Here is a 22,191-nt window from a genome sequence, read left to right on the forward strand (position 1 = left end):
AACAGACATTCCGATACGGACCCCAGCCATGACCGACACCGTCGCCCCCAAGAAGCCCGCCGCCCGCAAGCCGGCCGCCCCCAAGGCCGTCGCCAAAAAGGCCGCCGCGCCCGCCGCCCCTGTCTCCGCCGTCGCCACGGGCCGGATCGCCCAGGTCATCGGCGCCGTCGTGGACGTCGAGTTCGACGGCCATCTGCCGGCCATCCTCAGCGCCCTGCACACCCAGAACGTCGACCAGAAGACGGGCGAGCCCTTCACCCTGGTGCTGGAAGTCGCCCAACACCTGGGTGAGAACATGGTCCGCGCCATCGCCATGGACACGACCGAGGGCCTGACCCGCGGCCAGCCCGTCACCGACACCGGCTCCTCGATCCAGGCGCCGGTCGGCCCCGGCACCCTCGGCCGCATCATGAACGTCGTCGGCCAGCCGATCGACGAAGCCGGCCCGATCAAGACCGAGCTTTACCGTCCGATCCACAAGGAAGCCCCGAGTTTCGACGAGCAGTCGACCTCGGCCGAGATCCTGGTCACCGGCATCAAGGTCATCGACCTGATGTGCCCCTACACCAAGGGCGGCAAGATCGGCCTGTTCGGCGGCGCCGGCGTGGGCAAGACCGTGACCATGCAGGAACTGATCAACAACATCGCCAAGGCTTACGGCGGTTATTCGGTTCTGGCCGGCGTGGGTGAGCGCACCCGCGAAGGCAACGACCTGTATCACGAGATGATCGAGTCCAACGTGAACGTGGACCCGGCCAAGAACGGCGGTTCGACCGAGGGCTCCAAATGCGCCCTGGTCTACGGCCAGATGAACGAGCCCCCCGGCGCCCGCGCCCGCGTCGCCCTGACCGGCCTGTCGATCGCGGAATACTTCCGTGACGAGGAAGGCAAGGACGTCCTGCTGTTCGTTGACAACATCTTCCGCTTCACCCAGGCCGGCTCCGAAGTGTCGGCTCTGCTGGGCCGCATCCCCTCGGCCGTGGGCTATCAGCCGACCCTGGCGACCGAGATGGGCAACCTGCAAGAGCGGATCACCTCGACCAAGAAGGGTTCGATCACCTCGGTCCAGGCCATCTACGTCCCCGCCGACGACCTGACCGACCCGGCGCCCGCCGCCTCCTTCGCCCACCTGGACGCGACGACCGTTCTGAGCCGCGACATCGCCGCCCAGGCCATCTTCCCGGCCGTGGACCCGCTGGACTCCACCTCGCGGATCATGGACCCGCTGGTGATCGGCGAGGAGCACTATCAGGTCGCCCGTTCGGTTCAGGAAGTCCTGCAGCAGTACAAGGGCCTGAAGGACATCATCGCCATCCTGGGCATGGACGAGCTGTCGGAAGAGGACAAGCTGATCGTGGCCCGCGCCCGCAAGATCCAGCGCTTCCTGTCCCAGCCCTTCCACGTGGCTGAACAGTTCACCAACACCCCCGGCGCCTTCGTCGACCTGAAGGACACGATCCGCTCGTTCAAGGGCATCGTGGCCGGCGAGTACGACCACCTGCCGGAAGCGGCCTTCTACATGGTCGGCCCGATCGAAGAGGCCGTCGCCAAGGCCGAGAAGATGGCGGCGGAAGCCTGAACATGCGCAAGGCTCTCGCCAGCCTCATTCTCTTTTGTCTGGCCTCGCCCGTTTCGGCGCGGGCACAGGCTGATGGAGATTTTGAAGCTATGGCGGGAGCTTGTGCTGCCTTTCTGGCTGATGGTCGATTCCCGGCCTTGATCGATGAAGGCGCGTTCTTTGAACAGAGAGGTTTCAAAGGCGCGGCTTCTACCGTCAAGGCCGATGAAGTCTCCCGCACCTACACCCGTTCCGGCACGCCGATCGATCCCGTTCGGATCATGGTCGGGCGTCCGGCCGAAACGGGTAGGGAGACCTGCTCTATTTTGGACCTGAATGGGCCGGAAGCGGGGGACGAATTCATCGCCAAGACGCGCGCTCAGGCAGACTGGGCGTTCAACAGCGAGTCAAACGACGGCAACGGAAAGGGCGTCCTGTTTGAGAGGAACGCTGGCGGGGCCGTGATCTATCTGGCGATTTGGGGTACGGGTGCGGCTTACCCGGTTTCCATCGCCTCCTATCAAATCGGAACATCGGACTGATGGCTGGCAAACTCAACTTCTCCCTCGTCTCGCCGGAACGCGAGGTCTTCTCCGGCCTCGTGGACCAGGTGGATGCGCCGGGCGTCGAGGGCGACTTCGGCGTCCTGCCGGCCCACGCCCCCTTCATGACGGCCCTGCGCGAGGGCCTGGTGACCGTCTATGTCGGCGGGACCAGGACCCAGTACGACGTCAAGGGCGGCTTCGCCGACGTCAACGGCGAAGGCCTGACCATCCTGGCCGAACAGGCGACTGAGGTCGTCGCGGCCTGATCCTTTCTCAGGGTCGTAAAGAGTGAGGCCTCCCGTTTCGGCGGGGGGCCTTTTTCTTTGCCCTCTCCCGCTTGCGGGGGAGGTGTCGCGTCGATCGCGAAGCGATCCAGCGACGGAGGGGGAGGTTTCACTCCGGAAGAAGACTTCCCCCATCGTCAGCCGTCTCGCTCCGCTCGACGAGCTGACACTTCCCCCGCAAGCGGGGGAAGGGCTAGAACGCCTCCATGACCGAAGCTCTCGACATCCACGGCGTCTGCGATCCGCGTTTCGCATCGGTGAAGGACGCCTTCGCCGCCAACTTCACCGATGCGCCCGAGGGGCTGAACGAGGTGGGGGCGCGGTTCTGCTTGATGATCGAGGGGGCGCCGGTCGTCGATCTGTGGGCGGGGCACGCCGATACGGCCAAGACGACGCCCTTCGCCGAGGACACCCTGACCCCGGTCTTCTCGACCGGCAAGGCGGTGATGGCCCTGCTGATGGCCACGGCGGTCGAGGCGGGCAAGGTGGCCTATGACGAGAAGGTCTCCCATATCTGGCCCACCTTCGGCCAGGCCGGCAAGGACAAGGTCACCGTCGCCCAGCTGATGAGCCACCAGTCGGGCCTGCCCGGCTTCTCGGAGCCGGTGGAGCCGTCGCTGTGGTTCGATCCGGCGGCGGTCAACGCCCGGCTGGCGGCCCAGGCGCCCATGTGGGAACCGGGGACGGCCTCGGGCTATCATCCGGTCACGGTCGGCTATCTGGCCAATGAGGTGTTCCGCCTGACGACCGGCCGGACCATGGGCCAGGCCCTGCGCGCCGACTTCGCCGACCTGGACCTGTGGATCGGCCTGCCGGAGGACCAGCACGGGCGGGTGGCCCAGATGCGCAAACCCTCGGCGGCGCCCAGCCTGGGGACCATCGACCCCATCAAACAGGCGGCCTTCCTGGACCGGGGCTCGGCGCCGGGCGGGCGCGGTTCGGCCGAATGGCGCAAGATGGAAATCCCCTCGGCCAATATGCACGCCACGGCGGCGGGCCTGGCGCGGATGCTGGGCGTCGTGGCCAATGAGGGGATGCTGGACGGGCGAAGGGTGCTGTCCAAGGGCGTGCTGCGCGACCTGACGCGCGAGCGGATCCACGGTCAGGACAAGGTGCTGCCCTATGTGATCAGCTGGGCGGCGGGCCTGATGCGAAACGACGGGCTGAACGTCTTCGGGCCGGGCGAGTCCCTGGGCCACTACGGCTGGGGCGGATCCATGGCCATGGCCGATCCGTCGCGGCGCCTGTCGGCCGCCTATGTGATGACGCGCCAGTCGCCGCACCTGATCGGCGACCCGCGCCCCCGGCGCCTGCTGGACGCCCTCTACGCCGCGGTCTAGACGGTTTCCGACAGGACGACTGCGCGTCGGGCGGCGCGCGACCGCTGCGCCGCGCCCAGGGCGAAGACGCCCGCTCCGGCCCAGATGAAGCCGAAGGAGACGATCCGCAGCGGGGTCAGGGGCTCGCCCGCCCAGACGCCGCAGGCGAACTGCAGCGTCGGCGCCAGAAACTGGATGAAGCCGACGGTGGACAGGGGCAGACGCCGCGCCGACCAGGCGAACAGCACCAGAGGAATGACCGTCGCCGGTCCGTTGACCAGGGCCCAGGCCAGTCCGGCGGGCGAGGAAAAGCCCGTCGCCTGCCCATGGGCCGCCAGCCAGGCCAGGAACAGGGCGCCGAAGGGCAGCAACACCAGGCACTCGACAAACAGGCCGGTCTGGGCCGAGGCGGGCACGCGCTTTCTGATCACCGCATAGGCGCAGAAGGTGACGGCGAGCGTCAGTCCGATGATCGGCACATGGCCCAGGGCGACGGTCTGGACGGCCACCCCCACGGCGGCCAGGGCGATGGCGACGCCGCTCCAGCGGTCGATCTTCTCGCGGAACAGCAGGGCCCCTGCGGCCATGTTCAAGAGCGGGTTGATGTAATAGCCGAGGCTGGCCTCCAGCGTCGCATGATGGGTGGTGGCGAAGACATAGAGGCTCCAGTTGACCGCGATCATCGCCGCCGACAGGGCCAGCCAGCCGAAGACGCGCGGCGTCGCCAGCGCCTGTTTCGCCTCGTTCCACTGTCCCGCCAGCAGCAGGACCAGACCCGCCACGAAGACCGACCAGACCGCCCGGTGAGCCAGGATCTCGGGCGCGCTGAAGCCGTGGGCCGCCAGGGCCATGAACAGCAGGGGCAGAAGACCCCACAGGGTGTAGCAGGCGATGGCCGTGCCGACCGCGCGGGGATCGTTGGGGGAGGGGGAGGCGGTCATGGGGGAGCGCACGTGATTTTACTTTCGTCATCCTCCGGGCCGCGAAGCGGAACCGGGGGACCCAGCGGCGCGCGCGAGCGCGAACCTGTCGCAGAAGAGGTCTTTCGTACCCAGCGGCGGATGGATTTCGCCTTCGGCGCCGCTGGGTCCCCCGGTCTGCGCCGCGAAGACGCGGCTTGCCGGAGGATGACGAAAGCTAAGCGGAGCGGTTTAGACCGTGATCGAACGATACCCCGACGACGGCTTGATCGTGCCCGTCTCGTCCAGCAGCTGGGCGATCTGGACGGCGTTCAGGGCCGCGCCCTTGCGCAGATTGTCGGACACCACCCAGAAGCTCAGGCCGTTCTCGACCGTCGGGTCCTTGCGGATGCGGCTGACGTAGACGGCGAACTCGCCGGCGGCGTCGACCGGGGTGATGTAGCCGTCATGCTCCTGCTTATCGACGACCAGCACGCCCGGCGCCTCGCGTAGGATGGCGCGGGCCTCGTCCGGTTCGATGGGGCGATCGAACTCGACCGTCACCGATTCCGAATGGCCGACGAAGACCGGCACCCGCACGCAGGTGACCGTCAGCTTGATGTTCGGATCCAGCATCTTGTGGGTCTCGTCCCACATCTTCTGCTCTTCGTCGGTATAGCCGTCCTCGTTGAAGGCGCCGATGAAGGGGATGACGTTGAAGGCGATCTGCTTCGGGAACTTCTTCGGACGCGCGTCGCCCAGGCCGTAGATGGCCTTGGTCTGGTTCCACAGCTCGTCCATGCCTTCCTTGCCGGCGCCGGACACCGACTGATAGGTCGAGACCACCACCCGCTTGATCCGGGCCGCGTCGTGCAGGGGCTTAAGCGCCACGACCAGCTGGGCGGTCGAGCAGTTGGGGTTGGCGATGATGTTCTTCTTCTTGGCGTCCTTGACCGCATCGGGGTTCACCTCGGGCACGATCAGCGGCACGTCCGGGTCCCTGCGGAAGGCCGAGGAGTTGTCGATCACGATGGGGCCGGCCTTGCCGATCCTTTCGGACCACTCCCGCGACACAGCGCCGCCGGCCGACATCAGGACGATGTCGACGGATGCGAAGTCGAACTGCTCGATGTCCTGGCATTTGACGGTCCGGTCGCCGAACGAGACCTCGACCCCCTTGGACTTGCGCGAGGCGATGGCGTGGATTTCATCGACGGGGAAGTTCAGCTCCTCGAGGATGTTCAGCATTTCGCGGCCCACATTGCCCGTGGCCCCGACGATCGCGACGCGATAACCCATGATGTTTGGTCCTTCGGACGCGCTGACGCTCGGCCTGCGGGGCCCTGCTGCTTCAGCGCGAAATAGAGGGGAGAAGCGTCCTGCATTTAGGCGTTCGCAGCCGCGAAGCAATCGCTTTTCGGCGCCTGGGGCTTTAAGCAGGGCTCTCATGACCTCCCGCATCCGAAACGCCTACGACATCCGCGTGGAAGAGGGCGTTCTGTCGCCCGATCCGGCTCAGGCCGAAGTCCTGGTCGCCCTTGAGCGGCTGGAGCGCGATCTGGCCAGGCGCGGCCTGTTCGGGCGGCCGCCTGAGGTGAAGGGGATCTACCTCTACGGCCCGCCGGGACGGGGCAAGTCCATGCTGATGGACCTCTTCTATTCGGCCACGCCCGAGCCGCGGAAAAAGCGCGCCCATTTCCACGCCTTCATGGCCCGGATCCACGACCTGGTGCGCCAGTGGCGCGAGGGGGACTCCAAAAGCCGCAAGACCGTGTTCGGAACGCACAAGGGCGACGATCCCATTCCGCCGATCGCCAAGCTGATCGCCTCCGAAGCCCGGCTGCTGTGTTTCGACGAGCTTCAGGTGACCGACATCGCCGACGCCATGATCCTGGGTCGGCTGTTCGAGGCCCTGTTCGAGGATCGGGTGGTGCTGGCCGTCACCTCGAACCGGGCGCCCGAGGACCTCTATAAGAACGGCATCAACCGCCAGCTCTTCACCCCCTTCATCGACATCATCCGCGACCGCTGCGAAGTGGTCCAGACGGCGGGCGCGCGCGACTGGCGGCTGGACCGGCTCAGCTCAGCCCAGGTCTGGCACACGCCGGACGACCGCGCCGGGTTCGAGGCCCTTTGGCGCGAACTGAAGGGGGGCGAGCCGGAAGAGCCGGCGCACCTGACCGTCCTGGGTCGCGACGTCGTGGTGGAGCGGACCGTGGGGGCCATGGCGCGGGCGAGCTTTGCGGACCTGTGCGGCCGGCCGCTGGGGCCGCAGGACTATCTGGCGATCGCCGAGCGGTTCCACACCCTGTTCCTGGAGGATGTGCCGATCCTGGGGCCCGCCAACCACCATGAGGCGCGCCGTCTGGTGACCCTGGTGGACGCGCTTTACGAGGCCCGGACCAGGCTGATCGTCCTGGCCGCCGCCCGGCCCGAGGCCCTCTACACCGAAGGGGTGGGGGCCTTCGAGTTCGAACGCACCGTGTCGCGCTTCAACGAGATGCAGAGCAGGGACTGGCTGGCGCATGTGAGGGAGTAAGCGCAGACCCTCTCCCGCTTGCGGGAGAGGTGGGCCGGCGTCCGCGCAGCGGACCAGGGTCGGAGAGGGGAGTCTTGTTTCAACGAGAAGATTTCCCCCATCGTCAGGCGTGTCGCTGCGCGCCACGACCTGCTGCTTCCCCCGCAAGCGGGGGAAGGTCTGAGCATCCCAAAGAAAAGGGCCGCAGATCGCTCTGCGGCCCTTCGTCATCGAAATCAAGATGTGGCTTACGCCAGCGAGGAATCGATGTCCTTGCACGCCTGGATCAGGCCCTGGACCGAGGCGACCGACTTGGCCAGCATCGCCTTTTCGTCGTCATTGGTGGTGAACTCGACCACCTTCTCGACGCCGTCCGCGCCGATCAGGGCCGGGACGCCGACATAGAGGTCGGACAGGCCGTATTCGCCCGACAGCCAGACGGCGCAGGGCAGGACGCGCTTTTCGTCCTTCAGATAGGACTTGGCCATGGCGATGGCCGATTCAGCCGGGGCGTAGAAGGCCGAACCGGTCTTCAACAGGGCGACGATCTCGCCGCCGCCCTTGCGGGTGCGCTCGACGATGGCGTCCAGTTCGTCTTGGCTCAGGAAGCCGGCCGAGACGGCGTCGGGCAGGGGCAGGCCGCCGACGGTCGAGTGGCGCACCATCGGCACCATGTCGTCGCCGTGACCGCCCAGGGTCCAGGCGTGGATGTCCTGAACCGACACGCCGGTCTTTTCAGCCAGGAAGTAGGCGAAACGCGCCGAGTCGAGCACGCCGGCCATGCCGACGACCTTCTCCTTGGGGAGCCCTGAGAACTTCTGCAGGGCCCAGACCATGGCGTCCAGCGGGTTGGTGATGCAGATGACGAAGGCGTTGGGGGCGTGGGCCTTGATGCCCTCGCCGACGGCCTTCATGACCTTCAGATTGATGCCGATCAGGTCGTCGCGGCTCATGCCCGGCTTGCGCGGCACGCCGGCGGTGACGATGCAGACGTCGGCGCCGGCGATGTCGGCATAGTCGTTGGCGCCCTTCAGGGCCACGTCCGAGCCGAAGACGGCGGTGGCTTCGGCGATGTCCAGCGCCTTGCCCTGGGGGGTGCCTTCGGCGATGTCGAACAGGATCACGTCGCCCAGCGCTTCGCGGGCGGCCACATGGGCCAGGGTGCCGCCGATCATGCCGGCGCCGATAAGGGCGATCTTCGCGCGAGCCATGGATGTCTCCGGTTATTGCGTGTGCGAAAGGGGATTAATCGTGCGGGCGGTCTAGACCCGCAAGGGCGGCGCTGCAAGGCTGGCCGACGTTCGATCAGGAGCCCCGATGACCGACTTTCGTCCAGACCCCGCCTTCGCCGCCGGCTCCATCGCCGCCGCTGAATGGCCGCTGTGTCATGTGCGGCTTCAGGACGACGCCCGCTTCCCCTGGCTGATCCTGATCCCGCGCGTCGAAGGCGCGGTGGAGCTGGAGGATCTGAGCGTCGAACAGCGGGCCGTGCTGATGGAGGAGACCGTGCGGGCCGGGGCCCTGGTGCGGCGACTGGGGGCGGTCGATAAGCTGAACGTCGGGGCCATCGGCAATGTCACGGCCCAGCTGCACGTCCATGTAGTGGGGCGCCGCCGCGACGACGGCCTGTGGCCCGATCCGGTCTGGGGACGGGGGCCGGCGGTTCCCTATGCGGATGAGGAGCGGGCGCGGCTGTTGGATTTGATCGCGGGCGGGTGAGCCGCCGCGCGCCCTCAGATGATGTCCAGCGGCGTCTCCCGCGTCGGCGGGGGGAAGGCTTCGTCGAGACGGTGCAGGTCCTCGGCGTCGAACTGGATCTCCAGGGCGTCGGCGTTGGCCTCCACGTGCTCGACCGAGCTCGCCTTGGGGATGGCGATCACCCCGTCCTGGCGCAGGACGGCGGCCAGGGCCACCTGGGCCGGATCGGCGTCGTGGCGGTCGGCGATGTCGCGGATCAGCGGATGGTCCAGCAGGCCGCCGCGCCCCAGGGGCGAATAGGCCATCATCGGCATGTCGCGCGCCTGCATCCAGGGCAACAGGTCGAACTCCACCCCGCGCGACCCCAGATGATAGAGCAGCTGATTGGCCGCGCAGTCCTCGCCTCCCTCGATCTCCATCAGCCGCTTCATGGCGCGCAGGTCCAGGTTGGACACGCCCCAGCGGACGATCATCCCTTCATCGACCAGTTCCTGGAAGGCGGCGACCGTCTCCTCCAGCGGGACGCGGCTCTCCCAGTGCAGCAGATAGAGGTCCAGCCGGTCCGTCCCCAGCCGCTCCAGCGACTTTTCGCAGGCCAGCATCATCTTCAGTTCGGAGGCGTTCTCGGGCCGGACCTTGGACACCAGAAAGACCTCGTCGCGACGGCCGGCGATCACCTCGCCCACCAGCCGTTCGGAGCGGCCGTCGCCGTACAGTTCGGCCGTGTCGATCAGGGTCAGGCCCAGGTCGATCCCCCGCGCCAGGGCCTGCTGTTCGGCGTCGCGCCGGGCGGGATGGTCGCCGATTTCCCACGTCCCTTGGCCCAGGGCGGGAACGGTCGTACCGTCTGCAAAGGTGACGAGGCGGGTCATGTCGGTCCTGTTCCATTCGCGGCGAAAGGCCGCCTTGGCTTGGGTATGGAGAGGTTGAGATGCGTACCCGGCTTATCAAGACCGACGGCCTTGTCCAACAGGTGCTGGAGGCGGGATATGATCAGCCTAACGCGCCCCTGGTCCTGCTGATCCACGGCTTTCCCGAACTGGGGATCAGTTGGCGCGCCCAGGTCGAGGCCCTGTCCCTGGCGGGATACCATGTCGCGGCCCCGGACATGCGCGGTTACGGCGGCACGGACAAGCCCCAGGGCGCCGCCGCCTTTTCGATCCTGCATCTGGTCGGGGACATGGTCGATCTGGTGCGGGCCCTGGGCGAACAGAGCGCCATTGTGGTGGGCCACGACTGGGGCGCGCCGGTCGCCTGGTGCTGCGCCCTGCTGCGGCCCGATCTGTTCACGGCTGTGGCCGGCCTGTCCGTGCCCTTTCAGCCGCGCCGGCCCCAGGGACCGCCGACGACCGTCATGGCCGTCCTGTCCGAACGGGCCGGCATGGGCGACCTCTATATCAACCGGTTCCAGGCGGCCGACGCCCATCTGGCGCTGGAGGCTGATCCGGCGACGACGCTGAGGAAGCTGTTCTGGGCCTATGACGGGGCCACTCCGGCGTCGAAACGGGCTACCGGCTTCATGGCGCGGGGCGTCGGCCTGCTGGACAGTATCGATGACGCCGCCGACCTGCCGCCGTGGATGAGCCCGGCCCATTTCGCCGAATATGTGGAGGCCTTTTCGGCCGGCGGCTTTGACGCCCCGCTGAACTGGTACCGCGCCATCGACCTGAACTGGTCGCTGACGGCCTTTGCGCAGGAGCAGCGAATCCTCCAGCCGGCCCTGTTCATCGTCGGCGAGGACGACCCGGTGCGCCACTACGCCGGGTCGGCCGAGGCGGGGCTGAAGGACTGGGTTCCGAACCTGAGCCGGTCGGTGGTCGTGCCCGGCGCCGGTCACTGGATTCAGCAGGAAAAGGCCGAGGCGGTGAACGCCCTGCTGCTGGCTTTTCTGAAGGATCTGCCGGAGGCGGACGGGGGCCAGACGTAAGCCTGCGTTAACCTTGAAGCCGCAAGTCTGCCGTAAAGGTCGGGGACGGTGCCGCGAACCTCGGCGGACCCGCCGACCCGTCTTCTCGCCGTTCTCGGAGCCCCCATGCATCGCCGCCAAATGATCCTGTCCGGCCTGGCCACCGCCGCAGGGGCCTCATCTCTGGGCGCCTGCGCCTCGGCGCCGGCCAATCCCAACTATCCGATCAGCTCCGACAATACGGCGCCCGCCTACACCTTCGACGAACTGGTCGCGGCCGGGTCCAAGGAGCTGGGCATCGCCGCCGAGGTGGTGGGCGGGGCGATCGAGCGGGTCTTTGCGGATCAGGGCGATCGCCCCACCGCCTATATCGCGGGTGAGGAAGGCTCCGGCGCCGTGGTCGTCGGCGCCCGCTACGGCCGCGGCGCCCTGCATATGAAGGACCTGTCGGCCTCTCAGGAAGTGTTCTGGCAAGGCGCCTCGGTGGGTTGGGACTGGGGCGGCAACGCCAGCCGCGTCTTCACCCTGGTCTATGGCCTGTACCATCCGGACATGATCTATCGCCGCTATCCGGGCGTCGAAGGCTCGGCCTATCTGATCGCGGGCCTGGGCGTGAACTATCAGCGCGCCGACGGCATCACCCTGGCCCCGATCCGCACCGGCGTGGGCCTGCGCCTGGGCGCCAATGTCGGCACCATGAGCTACAGCCGCCAGCGCAATCTGCTGCCCTTCTGAACCGGTCGAGGCCCGCCCCTATTCCTGCGGAATGGGGTTGGTGCGGGGATCAGGGCCGTTGGTGACGACGCGGTCGCGGTCGCCCAGATCCTTGACGATCTTGACGTCCTCGAAGCCCTCCGCCTCGAACAGGGCCTTGACCTGCGGGCCCTGGTCCCAGCCGATCTCGACCGCGAAGACGCCGCCGGGCTTCAGGATGCGCCGGATCTCGGGGGCCAGGTCGCGATAGGCCTGCAAGCCATCGGGGCCGCCGTCCAGGGCCAGGTGAGGGTCGTGATCGCGCACCTCCGGGTCCAGGCCGGGGATATGGTCGGTCGGAATATAGGGCGGGTTGGACAGCACCAGGTCAAAGCTCGCGTCGCCGAAACCGGCCGCCCATTCCGTGCGCAGGAAGGTGGCGCGCTCGTTCAGATCCAGATTGGCGGCGTTCTCCTTGGCGACCGCCAGGGCCTCGGTTGAGATGTCGGTGCCCACCCCCTTGGCCGCCGTCCGCTCGGCCAGCAGGGCCAGCAGAATGGCGCCCGAGCCCGTGCCCAGGTCGACGGCGGTGAAGGCCTCGTGCCGGGCGAAGGCCAGGAGGGCGACGTCCAACAGGGTCTCGGTGTCGGGCCGGGGGCTGAGGACGTCGGGGGTGACGTTCAGCATGATCTTCCAGAAGCCCTTCTTGCCGACGATGCGCGAGACCGGCTCGCGGCGCAGGCGGCGGTCGATCATGGCCGTATAGGCGGCCTGCTGCTCGGGGGTGACGATCCGATAGGGGTCGGTCAGTATGTCGGTGCGGCTGGCGCCGGCGGCGGCCTCCAGCAGCAGGCGGGCGTCGATGGCCGGGCTGTCGATGCGGCCGTCCTTCAGTCGGGCCTGGGCGGCCTTCCACACGGTCAACAGGGTCGCGGCGCCGTCGGCGGGCTTGGGGGAAAGGGGCTCGAGGGTCATGACGGCTGATTGGCCCTTCGCACAGGGGATTTCAAGCGCGACCGGGCGCCGTGGCCTGGGAACGCGGGGGGCGGCTTCGCCGTTCGCCTGCTGATGTTCAGGTTCAAATCTTCGCCGCAGCCCCGTCGTCGTCCCTGGTGGAGGTTCGTCGCCGCCGCCCTGGGCGGCCTGACCGCCGGGGCGGGCGCGGCCCATCTGCTCTACACCCAGGGGCATAAGGTGGGGGTGGAGCTGCGCCCCAAACGCCCCGAACCCCTGCCGCCCAAGCCGCCGACGCCCGAAGACTATGAGGCCAGAGAGCCGGGCCGGGGCCGGCTGGCCAGACGGCCGGAACAGATTCCACACAAGGGCTGGATCGACATACTGTGGCGGACCGGCGGCTCCTATTTCGGCGACCGGGTCGGTTTCGTCGCGGGGGGCGTGACCTTCTTCACCCTCTTGTCCCTGTTTCCGCTGCTGGGGAGTTTCGTCACCCTTTACGGCCTGTTCGCCGATCCGGCCGACGCCTGGAGCCGGCTGCAGTTCCTCTACGCCGTCATGCCCGACAGCATCGCCCAGTTCCTGGGCGGAGAGATGGAGCGGCTGGCCCGGAACTCCAGCGGCCAGCTGACCTTCACCCTTATCTGGACCCTGGCCCTGTCCCTGTGGACCGCCAACGGGGCGGTCAAGGTGCTGTTCTACGGGCTGAACGTCGCCTATCACGAGGTCGAGCGGCGCAACATCGTCCGCTACAACCTCCTCTGTATGGGGTTCACCGTCGGGGGCGTCGTGGCCCTGCTCCTGACCTCGGCCCTGGTGGTGGGGGCGCCGGTGGTGATCCGGCTGTTCGGCCTTCAGGAGGAATGGGGCCTTTTGGCCCTGCTGCGCTGGCCCCTGCTGCTGGTCGGCTATGTCACGGCCCTGACCCTGATCTATCGGTTCGGCCCGTGTCGGCAGAAGGCGCGCTGGCGCTGGTTGACGCCGGGCGCCCTCTTCGCCGCCTTGCTCAGCCTGACCGTCTCCTTCCTCTTCAGCTGGTATCTGACCAACTTCGTCCGCACCGACTCCTACGGCCCCCTGGCGGCCATTATGGGCTTTCTGCTGTGGACCTGGCTGTCGGTGCAGGTGATCCTGATGGGGGCCGAGCTGAACGCCGAGATCGAGCACCAGACGGCCATGGACACCACGACCGGCAAGCCTCAGCCGATCGGGGACCGGGGCGCCAAGGTCGCCGATACGGTGGGTGCGCGCCGGGGCAATCCGGCCGCCCTGGCCTTCACCCAGCGCCACGCCGAGGCCATGGCCGACCGGCTGACGCGCCGCCGCAGCCGCCGCGAGCGGGACGAGACCGCTACAGAATGAAGCGGCTCAGATCGACGTCCTTGGTCAGCAGACTCAGCTTGTCGCGCACCGCCGCCCCGTCAAAGGCCACGGTCTGGCCCGCCAGGTCGGAGGCCTTGAAACTGGTCTCCTCCAGCACTCGCTCCAGCACGGTCTGAAGCCGCCGGGCGCCGATGTTCTCCACCGCCGAATTGGCCGCCACCGCCGCGTCGGCCAGGGCCTCGATCGCGTCCTCGGTGAAGGTCAGGGTCACGTCCTCGGTCGCCAGCAGGGCCTGGTTCTGACGGATCAGATTGGCCTCGGGCTCGGTCAGGATCCGCTTGAAGTCGTCGCGCGTCAGAGCCTTCAGCTCGACCCGGATCGGCAGCCGCCCCTGAAGTTCGGGCAGCAGGTCCGACGGCTTGGCCACATGGAAGGCGCCCGAGGCGATGAACAGCACATGGTCGGTCTTCACCGGCCCGTATTTGGTCGAGACGGTGGTCCCCTCGATCAGGGGCAGGAGGTCGCGCTGCACCCCCTCGCGCGACACGTCGGCGCCGGAGGCCCCCTGGCGGGCGGCCACCTTGTCGATCTCGTCCAGGAAGACGATGCCCTCGTTCTCGGCCAGGATCAGGGCCTCCTTGGTCAGGCTGTCCTGGTCCAGCAGCTTGTCGCCTTCCTCGGCGATCAGCGGGGCGACGGCGTCGCGGACCGTCAGCTTGACCGTCTTGGTCCGACCGCCGCCCATCTTGCCCAGCATCTCCGACAGGTTCAGCAGGCCAACGGCCCCGCCGCCGGGGATGTCCAGCCCCTGGATCGGGGAGGCGGTGTCGGCCAGGGCGATCTCGATCTCCTTGTCGTCCAGCTCGCCGGCCCGCAGCTTCTTCCTGAAGCTGTCGCGGGTCGCCGGTCCCGCGCCGGGCCCGACCAGGGCCTCCAGGATCCGATCCTCGGCCGCGCCTTCCGCCCGCGCCCGCACCTCGCCGCGCCGCCGCTCGCGCACCATGACCAGGGCGCTCTCGACCAGGTCGCGCATGATCTGATCGACGTCGCGGCCGACATAGCCGACCTCGGTGAACTTGGTCGCCTCGACCTTCAGAAAGGGCGAACCCGCCAGCCGCGCCAGCCGCCGGGCGATCTCGGTCTTGCCGACGCCGGTGGGGCCGATCATCAGAATATTCTTGGGCGTCACCTCGTCACGCAGATCCTCGGGCACGCGCTTTCTGCGCCAGCGGTTGCGCAGGGCCACGGCCACGGCGCGCTTGGCGTCGTCCTGGCCGACGATATAGCGATCCAGTTCGGAGACGATTTCGCGGGGGGAGAGGTCAGTCATGGCGCTCACATAGGAGGCCGAGAACCGTTGCGGGAGAGGGCAGGGCGTCGCGGCGCTGTTTCGCTAGACCGCCAGCCTCAACGCCAGGGCGGTCAGGGTGACGGCGAGGACGGGGAGGGTCAGGATCAGGCCGATCTTGATGTAATAGACCCAGCCGATGCGGACCCCCTTTCGGGCCAGGACGTGCAGCCACAGCAGGGTGGCCAGGGAGCCGATGGGGGTCATCTTGGGGCCCAGGTCGCTGCCGATGACATTGGCGTAGATCATGGCCTCCCGCACCGGGCCGGTCGCGGCCGAGGCGTCGATGGACAGGGCGGCGATCAGGACCGTGGGCATGTTGTTGGCGACGGCCGACAGGGCGGCGGTCAGGAAGCCCGTTCCGAAGGTCGCCCCCCAGACGCCGCCCTCAGCAAAGCCGTCCATCAGCTGGGCCAGATGGCGCGTCAGCCCGGCGTCGCCCAGTCCATAGACCACCAGATACATGCCCAGCGAGAAGATCACGACCTGCCACGGCGCCTCGCGCAGGACCTTGGTCGTGCTGATCTTGGAGCCGCGCCCGGCGACGATCAGCAGCACGACGGCGCCGGCGGCGGCGATGGCCGAGACGGGAAGGCCTCGGGGCTCCAGAACGAAGAAGCCCAGCAGCAGCAGACCCAGCACCAGCCAGCCGGCGATGAAGGTCGCCCGGTCCTTGATCGCGGTCTCCGGCCGGGGCAGGCGGTCCACCTCATAGGCCTTGGGGATGTCGCGCCCGAAGACGGCGAACAGGACCGCCAGGGTGGCGGCGACCGAGGCCAGGTTCACCGGAACCATGACCGCCGCATAGCGATCAAAGCCGATGTCGAAGAAGTCGGCCGAGACGATATTGACCAGGTTGGACACCACCAGCGGCAGGCTGGCCGTGTCGGCGATGAAGCCCGCCGCCATGACGAAGGCCAGGGTCGCCTTGGGCCCATAGCCCAGGGCCAGCAGCATGGCGATGACGATGGGCGTCAGGATCAGGGCCGCTCCGTCATTGGCGAACAGGGCCGAGACCGCCGCGCCCAACAGGACCACCAGGCCGAACAGCCGCCGCCCGTGACCTGCGCCCCAGCGGCCGACATGCAGGGCCGCCCATTCGAAGAAGCCGGCCTCGTCCAGCAGCAGGCTGATGACGATGATGGCGACGAAGGCCGCCGTCGCATTCCAGACGATGCCCCAGACCACGGGGATGTCGTTCAGGGCCACCACGCCCAGCAGCAGGGCCGCCGCCGCCCCGCCCAGGGCGCTCCAGCCGATCTGCAGCCCCTTGGGCTGCCACAGCACCAGGACGATGGTGACGGCGAAGATCAGAAGGGCGACGATCATGGGGCGGATCCTAGCGCGGACCGGCGTCCGCAGCGAACCTGTAGCTTGCACCGCGTCATATTTCTAGTATCTTGGAATAATGGAATCCGAACCCGCCATCCTCGCCCTCGCGGCCCTGGCCCAGCCCACGCGGCTGGAGGCCTTTCGCCTGCTGGTTCGCAGCGCGCCGGAGGGCCTGGCGGCCGGCGCGGTGGCGGATCGGCTGGCGGTGCCGGCCAATACGATGTCGGCCCATCTGGGCGTGCTGTCGCGGGCGGGGCTGATCCGCGCCCAGAGACGCAGCCGATCGATCGTCTATCGCGCCGATCTGGATCGGCTGGGCGACCTGGTGCTGTTCCTGCTGAAGGACTGCTGCCAGGGCCGCGCCGAACTTTGCCAACCCCTGCTGGCCGAACTGGCCCCCTGCTGCGACTGAGGCCCCTATGGACATCGTCATCTATCACAATCCCGCCTGCGGGACGTCCCGCAACACCCTGGCCCTGATCCGCCACGTCGGGATCGAGCCCCATGTGATCGACTATCTGAAGACCCCGCCCAGCCGGGCCCTGGTGGCGCAGATGGTCGAGCGGACGGGCGGATCGGTGCGCGACATCCTGCGCGAAAAGGGCACGCCCTATGCGGAGCTGGGCCTGGGCGACCCCGGCCTGTCGGACGATCAGCTGCTGGACGCGATCGAGGCTCATCCGATCCTGATGAACCGGCCCATCGTGGTCTCGCCCCGCGGCGTGAAACTGTGCCGGCCGTCCGAGGCGGTGCTGGACCTGCTGCCCCAGGAGGGGCTGAAACCCTTCACCAAGGAGGACGGCGAAGTGGTGATCGACGCCGACGGCCGCCGGGTCAGGGCCCCGGTCGCGGGATGAGCCGCCTTCGCCGCCTGCCCGACCCCGACCATCTTCCGGCGCTCGATCCGGCCTATCTGTCGGCGGCCCCGGCGGCGGGGCTGGGGCCGGGCGAGCCGCCGCCGCGCGTGCTGCTGCTGTACGGCTCGCTGCGCGAACGGTCCTTCTCGCGCCTGTGCGTGGAGGAGGCGGCGCGGCTGCTGCGGCGGATGGGGTGCGAGACCCGCATCTTCGACCCCTCCGACCTGCCCCTGACCGATCAGGTCGCCGGCGACGACCATCCCGCCGTCCACGAACTGCGCGAACACGCCATGTGGTCCGAGGCCATGGTCTGGTGCAGCCCGGAGCGGCACGGCCAGATCTCGGGGATCATGAAGCTGCAGATCGACCACCTGCCGCTGAACATCGGCGGACTGCGCCCGACCCAGGGCCGCACCCTGGCGGTGATGCAGGTGTCGGGCGGCTCCCAGAGCTTCAACGCCGTCAACACCCTGCGTCTGCTGGGCCGCTGGATGCGGATGATCACCATCCCCAACCAGTCCAGCGTCGCCAAGGCCTTCATGGAGTTCGACGACAACGACCGGATGAAGCCGTCGGCCTATTACGACCGTATCGTCGATGTGATGGAGGAACTGGTCCGGTTCACCGTCCTGACCCGCCCCCACGCCGCCCAACTGGTGGACCGCTATTCGGAACGCAAGGCGGCCGGCGTTCCGCTCGACCCCTCGACCGACCTGTCCGCCGTCGCCGGGCGTCGCTGACGTATCGCCCAGCAAAAAGGCGCCCTCCGGGGTCGGAGGGCGCCTGAATGCGTCTGTCTTAGTCGCCGCCCGATCAGGCGGCCTTGCCGGCCTTCTTGGCGGCCAGCTTGTCCTGGTGGGCCTTCATGCCGGCCGAGATCAGTTCGGCGGCCTCGCCGGCGTCGCCCCAGCCCTTGACCGTGACCGACTTGCCCTTCTCCAGATCCTTGTAGCGGGTGAAGAAGTGTTCGATCTGCTCGATCAGGATGGCCGGCAGCTGACGATAGCTGGCGATCTCGGTGTAGTAGGGGTTCAGCTTGTCGACCGGCACCGCCAGGATCTTTTCGTCGCCGCCGGCCTCGTCCACCATCTTCAGCACGCCGATCGGGCGCGAGCGGATGACGCAGCCGGGAACGACCGGCGTCGGGTTCAGAACGATCACGTCGCAGGGGTCGCCGTCGTCCGACAGGGTGTGCGGGATGAAGCCGTAGTTGCCGGGATAGTACATGGCCGTATGCAGGAAACGGTCGACGAACAGGGCGCCGGACGCCTTGTCCATCTCATACTTCACCGGCAGCCCGCCTTGCGGGATTTCGATGATGACATTGATGTCCCAGGGAGCGTTCGGTCCGACCGGAATGGCGTCGAGGTTCATGGCGGGTCTTTGCTGCGACTGCGAAAATCTTGAAAGCGAGGGGTGATAGGACGGGCGGGCCGCCTGGGCAAGGGCGACGTGCGTTCAGGCTCTTGCGCCCGGCGTCGGAGCGGGTTCACTAGGCGCCATGACCTGGATCGACTGGACCGCCCTGACCCTCTTTTTCGTCTGCTGGCTGGGCTATGGGCCGATCCTGAGATTCATCGCCCGGCACGGCGGCGCCCTGAACGAGGACATGGTCCATGTCCGCAATCGGTGGATGGCGGCCATGACCCACCGCGAGATCCGGCTGGTGGACAGCCAGCTGATGGGCCATTCGATCAATTCGGCCTCGTTTTTCGCCTCGACCAATCTGCTGCTGATCGCGGCGGTGGGGGGGATTCTGTTCGGCGGGGAGAGCAAGCTGGAAGGCTTCGCCGCCGTGGGGGCCGAAAACGTGCCGATCCGCATTCTGGAGGCCAAGCTGGCCCTGGTGCTGATGTGCCTGGCGCGCGGCTTTTTGGACTTCATCTGGGCCCTGCGTCAGATGAACTACGCCCTGGCCCTGATCGGGGCGGCGCCCGAGATCCAGTCCGAAACGGACCGCAAGGCCTATGGCCAGGCGGCGGGGGAGTTGCTGAACCCCGCGCTCAGCGCCTTCAGCCAGGGGGTCAGGGGCTATTATTTCGCCCTGGCGGCGGCGGCCTGGCTGTTCGGCCCGATGTGGCTGGCCCTGGGCGTGGCTTCGGCCTTCGGCCTTCTGATCTATCGCCAGGAGGCGTCGCCGGCCGCGCGCGCCATTCGCAACGCCCGCCGTCTGCTGGGAGAAGGCTGATCATTGTGCAGGCGCACAACGGGCTTCCCGCGCGGTGTGGCGCCTATGAGGCGAATTAGGACCGTAACCGCCGTAATTGCGTAACATCCTGTGACCGTCAGGACGCGCAGAGCCCTTGACCGTTTGTGCGTTGCAACCTAAGTTCTCCTCTGACGCCTCCGGGCGTCTTGCCCTTCCTGGGCGTTTCCTCCCTATAGACTTTCATGCCGCGCCTCCGGGCGCGGCTTTTTTTTGGCTGATCGCCGATAAGTCGCGCCGGCCTAAACGCCCCAGGGCTCAGAGCACAGGGCGGCGATGACGCGGGTCAGGGCCTTGCGCGTCTTCTGATAGGCGGCGTTGGGCGCCTGGCGGCCCTCGTCCAGATACAGACGGCGGTTCAGTTCGATCTGGACGGCGTGAAACCCCTCCTGCGGCCGGCCCCAGACCTGGGTGGACCAGCCCCCGGCGTAGGGGTGGTTCAGGCCCACCCGCCAGCCCAGCCCCTGGAACAGGTCGCGCAGCCGCCGCGTCAGCCGCGGATCGCAGGCGGCGCCGTGTCGGTCGCCCAGCACCACCTCCACGCCTGCGGCCCGCGCCGGCATCGAATGCCAGTCGATCAGCAGGGCGCGCCCCTGGCGGGCCAGGGTCTGACGCATCAGGCCCTCCAGCGCCTGATGATAGGGCCGGTGGACCGCCGCGATCCGGGCCTCCGCCTCGGCCCGCGACAGGCGCCGGTCATAAAGCGGCAGGCCGTCGCCGCTGCGGCGGGGGATGACGCCGTATCCGGCTCGGGTCTTGGCCCCGACCGCACCGTCAGCCCCTTCGATCAGTTCGGGGTCCAGTTCGGCGGGGTCACGGTTCAGATCCACATAGGCGCGGCCGATCCGGCCCTCGATCAGGGGCGCGCCGCACGCCGGCCCGGCCTGCACCAGGGCGTTGACCCGGGCGTCCTCCGCGCTCTTCAGACTGGCGTCCGCCAGGCCGGGGGCGGGCGCCATGTCCGCCGGATAGAGATCGCCCGAATGGGGTGAGGCGAAGACCAGGGCCGTCTGCGGCGCGTCCGCAGGCGGCGTCGTGATCGCGAAACTGGCGCCGGCCGGGGTCATGTCCACCGCATAGAGCCTGATCGGTTGAAGTGGAATCGCTTCGCGATTCCGCTGAAGCCGTGAATCAGGCTCCAGATTAAAGCGAGAGCATGATTCACGCTTCTGTCGGAACCGCGAAGCGGTTCCGTCCGAAACGATCAGGCTCTGGCGCGTTTCGCTGTGGAAGGAAGTCGTGCGACCGGCGAATTTCATCGCCGGTTTACCGTTGTGGGCCTAGCGTCGCTCCTCTGAATTCAAGGGGCCTTTTCGAATGGCGCGCATCCTCCTGGCCGAAGACGACAGTTCGCTGCGCGGGTTCCTGACCCGCGCCCTGGAGCGGGCGGGCCATCAGGTCATCGACTGCGAAAACGGCGACGACGCCATCGACGCCCTGGAGCACGGCCCCTACGACCTGCTGCTGACTGACATCGTCATGCCCGGCGCCGACGGGATCGAGGTGGCCCGCGTCGCCGCCGCCCGCCAGCCCGGCCTGCGCATCATGTTCATCACCGGCTTCGCCGCCGTCGCCCTGACCGCCGCCCAGGCCTCGCCCCAGGCCAAGGTCCTGTCCAAACCCGTCCATCTGCGCGACCTGGTCAATGAGGTCGAACGGATGGTGGCGGCCTGAGCGTTGAAATCGCTACGGTTTTCCAGAAATCTCGTTGCGGCGGTCAAAGCCGCTTGATGCGGGCCGGTCGTGCCGCTATACGACCGCCCTTCCCGCTCTCGAACCGATCGAGAGCCGCCACGGCGGACGCGTAGCTCAGCGGGAGAGCACTACGTTGACATCGTAGGGGTCACAGGTTCAATCCCTGTCGCGTCCACCATTTCTCCTCAAGACATTCAAAGCCTTGAAGAAACCGCTCTCGGGCGGTCGAAAACGCGCGTTTGCAGCACCAGCCTGCTACTGGGCGGCGGTGTGTCCCGATTGGCTAAAGCCATAGCGTGCTTGGATTATCATGGGTTGGATTTGCAGCATCTGGCGTCTGAATCTCGTTCGGATATGACGGCGGATTCGGGAGCCCGAAGGCAGGATCAAACATATAGGTTAGAGCCAATTTCCATGCATGATTTTGCGATATGCATAGAAGTCGGCTTTCACGTTAGCACGTCGCTTTCGACGTGATCGAAAAGCGCACATCGCTATGCATGTTTGAAAAACGTGCATAGGAATTGCGATTTTCCTATGCACGTTCGCTTGTACGTCAAACGGATTGGGCGTTCCCGAGCAAGGCCATCAGTTCGCGATTCACATAATAATTTTCGCGCCCGATTTTCAGCTTCTGCATCATTCCGATGCGAGTGAGTTCGTCGAGATAGCGTGTCGCCGTGATGCGGCTGACGTTAAGATCACGTTCTACAAATGCGATCTTACTGTAGGGGTGGCCAAAAATGTTATTCAGTAGGTCTTGGCTGTAAATGCGCGGAAGCTGCTCGCGCATCTGCACCTTGTAGGATTGCATCAGGCTTCGAATGCTGTGGACGAGCCGCGTGGTTTGCTGCGCCGTCTCCTCGACTCCAGTTAGCATATACAACAGCCATTCTTCCCACGCGCCATCCGTTCGCACTGCTTGTAGCAGTCGATAATATTCACCTTTGGTTTGGTTGATGTGACGTGACCCCCTGAAACTCCTCCAGGAATAGCTAGAGTCCGCCCAACGAAGGACGGACAGAATGAAGCGATCGAGGTTCACGGAAGAGCAGA

Annotated in this window: 24 protein-coding genes and 1 tRNA gene; 15 read left to right on the forward strand and 10 right to left on the reverse strand. The window is 67.2% G+C overall.

The genetic code is table 11. From position 1 onward, the window contains the following. Nucleotides 1-28: 28 nt before the first annotated feature. The 4 genes from atpD (at nucleotide 29) to GGQ93_RS12990 (ending at nucleotide 3,727) form a co-directional block, all read left to right on the forward strand. Nucleotides 29-1,579 (forward strand): F0F1 ATP synthase subunit beta, encoded by a 1,551-nt coding sequence (atpD, locus tag GGQ93_RS12975; protein WP_152949430.1) that lies wholly within the window; start codon nucleotides 29-31, stop codon nucleotides 1,577-1,579. 2 nt (nucleotides 1,580-1,581) lie between these two features. Beyond that, nucleotides 1,582-2,100, forward strand: coding sequence for a hypothetical protein (locus GGQ93_RS12980; protein ID WP_182713410.1), 519 nt, complete (start codon nucleotides 1,582-1,584; stop codon nucleotides 2,098-2,100). Then, a complete protein-coding gene (locus tag GGQ93_RS12985; RefSeq protein ID WP_054764641.1) occupies nucleotides 2,100-2,369 on the forward strand; it encodes an ATP synthase F1 subunit epsilon in 270 nt (89 codons plus the stop codon). Before GGQ93_RS12980 ends, GGQ93_RS12985 begins: the two co-directional genes overlap by 1 nt. A 224-nt stretch (nucleotides 2,370-2,593) precedes the next feature. Continuing rightward, on the forward strand, nucleotides 2,594-3,727 hold the full coding sequence (locus GGQ93_RS12990; RefSeq protein ID WP_183217546.1) for a serine hydrolase domain-containing protein: 1,134 nt from the start codon (nucleotides 2,594-2,596) through the stop codon (nucleotides 3,725-3,727). On the opposite strand, the gene rarD is transcribed toward GGQ93_RS12990, so the two are convergent. Beyond that, the gene (gene rarD, locus GGQ93_RS12995; RefSeq protein ID WP_183217548.1) at nucleotides 3,724-4,647 is read right to left on the reverse strand and encodes an EamA family transporter RarD; all 924 of its coding nucleotides are present in this window, start codon (nucleotides 4,645-4,647) and stop codon (nucleotides 3,724-3,726) included. The two genes, GGQ93_RS12990 and rarD, sit on opposite strands and share 4 nt — an antisense overlap. A 210-nt stretch (nucleotides 4,648-4,857) precedes the next feature. After that, the gene (locus GGQ93_RS13000; RefSeq protein ID WP_183217563.1) at nucleotides 4,858-5,904 is read right to left on the reverse strand and encodes an aspartate-semialdehyde dehydrogenase; all 1,047 of its coding nucleotides are present in this window, start codon (nucleotides 5,902-5,904) and stop codon (nucleotides 4,858-4,860) included. Between the two features lie 148 nt (nucleotides 5,905-6,052). Here GGQ93_RS13000 and zapE point away from each other — a divergent pair, with 148 nt between their 5' ends. Continuing rightward, nucleotides 6,053-7,144 (forward strand): cell division protein ZapE, encoded by a 1,092-nt coding sequence (gene zapE / locus GGQ93_RS13005; protein ID WP_183217565.1) that lies wholly within the window; start codon nucleotides 6,053-6,055, stop codon nucleotides 7,142-7,144. Between the two features lie 227 nt (nucleotides 7,145-7,371). Here zapE and mdh read toward each other — a convergent pair whose 3' ends face one another. Further along, the gene (gene mdh, locus GGQ93_RS13010) at nucleotides 7,372-8,334 is read right to left on the reverse strand and encodes a malate dehydrogenase (RefSeq protein WP_183217567.1); all 963 of its coding nucleotides are present in this window, start codon (nucleotides 8,332-8,334) and stop codon (nucleotides 7,372-7,374) included. 106 nt (nucleotides 8,335-8,440) lie between these two features. Here mdh and GGQ93_RS13015 point away from each other — a divergent pair, with 106 nt between their 5' ends. Next, on the forward strand, nucleotides 8,441-8,842 hold the full coding sequence (locus GGQ93_RS13015; protein ID WP_183217569.1) for an HIT domain-containing protein: 402 nt from the start codon (nucleotides 8,441-8,443) through the stop codon (nucleotides 8,840-8,842). Nucleotides 8,843-8,856: 14 nt separating this feature from the next. Here GGQ93_RS13015 and GGQ93_RS13020 read toward each other — a convergent pair whose 3' ends face one another. Continuing rightward, the gene (locus GGQ93_RS13020) at nucleotides 8,857-9,693 is read right to left on the reverse strand and encodes an aldo/keto reductase (RefSeq protein ID WP_183217571.1); all 837 of its coding nucleotides are present in this window, start codon (nucleotides 9,691-9,693) and stop codon (nucleotides 8,857-8,859) included. 59 nt (nucleotides 9,694-9,752) lie between these two features. Between GGQ93_RS13020 and GGQ93_RS13025 the strand changes: the two genes are divergently transcribed. Together GGQ93_RS13025 and GGQ93_RS13030 are read left to right on the forward strand one after the other, a co-directional pair. Continuing rightward, nucleotides 9,753-10,748 (forward strand): alpha/beta fold hydrolase, encoded by a 996-nt coding sequence (locus tag GGQ93_RS13025; RefSeq protein ID WP_183217573.1) that lies wholly within the window; start codon nucleotides 9,753-9,755, stop codon nucleotides 10,746-10,748. Between the two features lie 105 nt (nucleotides 10,749-10,853). Continuing rightward, nucleotides 10,854-11,462, forward strand: coding sequence for a DUF1134 domain-containing protein (locus tag GGQ93_RS13030; RefSeq protein WP_183217575.1), 609 nt, complete (start codon nucleotides 10,854-10,856; stop codon nucleotides 11,460-11,462). 18 nt (nucleotides 11,463-11,480) lie between these two features. Here GGQ93_RS13030 and prmC read toward each other — a convergent pair whose 3' ends face one another. Next, nucleotides 11,481-12,395, reverse strand: coding sequence for a peptide chain release factor N(5)-glutamine methyltransferase (gene prmC / locus GGQ93_RS13035; protein WP_183217576.1), 915 nt, complete (start codon nucleotides 12,393-12,395; stop codon nucleotides 11,481-11,483). A gap of 9 nt (nucleotides 12,396-12,404) precedes the next feature. Between prmC and GGQ93_RS13040 the strand changes: the two genes are divergently transcribed. Continuing rightward, nucleotides 12,405-13,736, forward strand: a complete 1,332-nt coding sequence (locus GGQ93_RS13040; RefSeq protein ID WP_224764360.1) for a YihY/virulence factor BrkB family protein — start codon at nucleotides 12,405-12,407, stop codon at nucleotides 13,734-13,736. Here GGQ93_RS13040 and hslU read toward each other — a convergent pair. After that, nucleotides 13,726-15,027 (reverse strand): ATP-dependent protease ATPase subunit HslU, encoded by a 1,302-nt coding sequence (hslU, locus tag GGQ93_RS13045; RefSeq protein ID WP_183217579.1) that lies wholly within the window; start codon nucleotides 15,025-15,027, stop codon nucleotides 13,726-13,728. The genes GGQ93_RS13040 and hslU overlap by 11 nt on opposite strands. Before the next feature lie 63 nt (nucleotides 15,028-15,090). Further along, entirely contained in the window at nucleotides 15,091-16,374 is a 1,284-nt protein-coding gene (locus GGQ93_RS13050) for an arsenic transporter (RefSeq protein WP_183217581.1), read from the reverse strand. A gap of 79 nt (nucleotides 16,375-16,453) precedes the next feature. Between GGQ93_RS13050 and GGQ93_RS13055 the strand changes: the two genes are divergently transcribed. The 3 genes from GGQ93_RS13055 to arsH are packed head-to-tail and all read left to right on the forward strand — an operon-like array spanning nucleotide 16,454 to nucleotide 17,974. After that, nucleotides 16,454-16,789, forward strand: coding sequence for an ArsR/SmtB family transcription factor (locus GGQ93_RS13055; protein WP_183217583.1), 336 nt, complete (start codon nucleotides 16,454-16,456; stop codon nucleotides 16,787-16,789). A gap of 7 nt (nucleotides 16,790-16,796) precedes the next feature. Next, nucleotides 16,797-17,234, forward strand: coding sequence for an arsenate reductase (glutaredoxin) (arsC, locus tag GGQ93_RS13060; RefSeq protein ID WP_183217585.1), 438 nt, complete (start codon nucleotides 16,797-16,799; stop codon nucleotides 17,232-17,234). Beyond that, nucleotides 17,231-17,974 carry an arsenical resistance protein ArsH gene (gene arsH / locus GGQ93_RS13065; protein WP_183217594.1) on the forward strand — a complete coding sequence of 248 codons (744 nt, stop codon included), beginning with the start codon at nucleotides 17,231-17,233 and terminating at the stop codon, nucleotides 17,972-17,974. Before arsC ends, arsH begins: the two co-directional genes overlap by 4 nt. A gap of 73 nt (nucleotides 17,975-18,047) precedes the next feature. Here arsH and ppa read toward each other — a convergent pair whose 3' ends face one another. Further along, entirely contained in the window at nucleotides 18,048-18,608 is a 561-nt protein-coding gene (gene ppa / locus GGQ93_RS13070) for an inorganic diphosphatase (RefSeq protein ID WP_183217596.1), read from the reverse strand. A gap of 127 nt (nucleotides 18,609-18,735) precedes the next feature. Here ppa and GGQ93_RS13075 point away from each other — a divergent pair, with 127 nt between their 5' ends. Continuing rightward, nucleotides 18,736-19,422, forward strand: a complete 687-nt coding sequence (locus GGQ93_RS13075; protein ID WP_054764656.1) for a DUF599 domain-containing protein — start codon at nucleotides 18,736-18,738, stop codon at nucleotides 19,420-19,422. Nucleotides 19,423-19,682: 260 nt separating this feature from the next. Here GGQ93_RS13075 and GGQ93_RS13080 read toward each other — a convergent pair whose 3' ends face one another. After that, nucleotides 19,683-20,507 carry an N-formylglutamate amidohydrolase gene (locus GGQ93_RS13080; protein WP_183217598.1) on the reverse strand — a complete coding sequence of 275 codons (825 nt, stop codon included), beginning with the start codon at nucleotides 20,505-20,507 and terminating at the stop codon, nucleotides 19,683-19,685. 250 nt (nucleotides 20,508-20,757) lie between these two features. Between GGQ93_RS13080 and cpdR the strand changes: the two genes are divergently transcribed. Both cpdR and GGQ93_RS13090 read left to right on the forward strand, forming a co-directional pair. Then, the gene (cpdR, locus tag GGQ93_RS13085) at nucleotides 20,758-21,114 is read left to right on the forward strand and encodes a cell cycle two-component system response regulator CpdR (RefSeq protein WP_054764657.1); all 357 of its coding nucleotides are present in this window, start codon (nucleotides 20,758-20,760) and stop codon (nucleotides 21,112-21,114) included. A 124-nt stretch (nucleotides 21,115-21,238) separates the two neighbouring features. Further along, nucleotides 21,239-21,313, forward strand: a tRNA-Val gene (locus tag GGQ93_RS13090). Nucleotides 21,314-21,691: 378 nt separating this feature from the next. Here GGQ93_RS13090 and GGQ93_RS13095 read toward each other — a convergent pair. Further along, on the reverse strand, nucleotides 21,692-22,191 hold a 500-nt coding region (locus GGQ93_RS13095), incomplete at its 5' end, for a Fic family protein (protein WP_375782444.1).

The sequence above is a fragment of the Brevundimonas aurantiaca genome (assembly GCF_014199955.1).
Classification (GTDB): domain Bacteria; phylum Pseudomonadota; class Alphaproteobacteria; order Caulobacterales; family Caulobacteraceae; genus Brevundimonas; species Brevundimonas aurantiaca.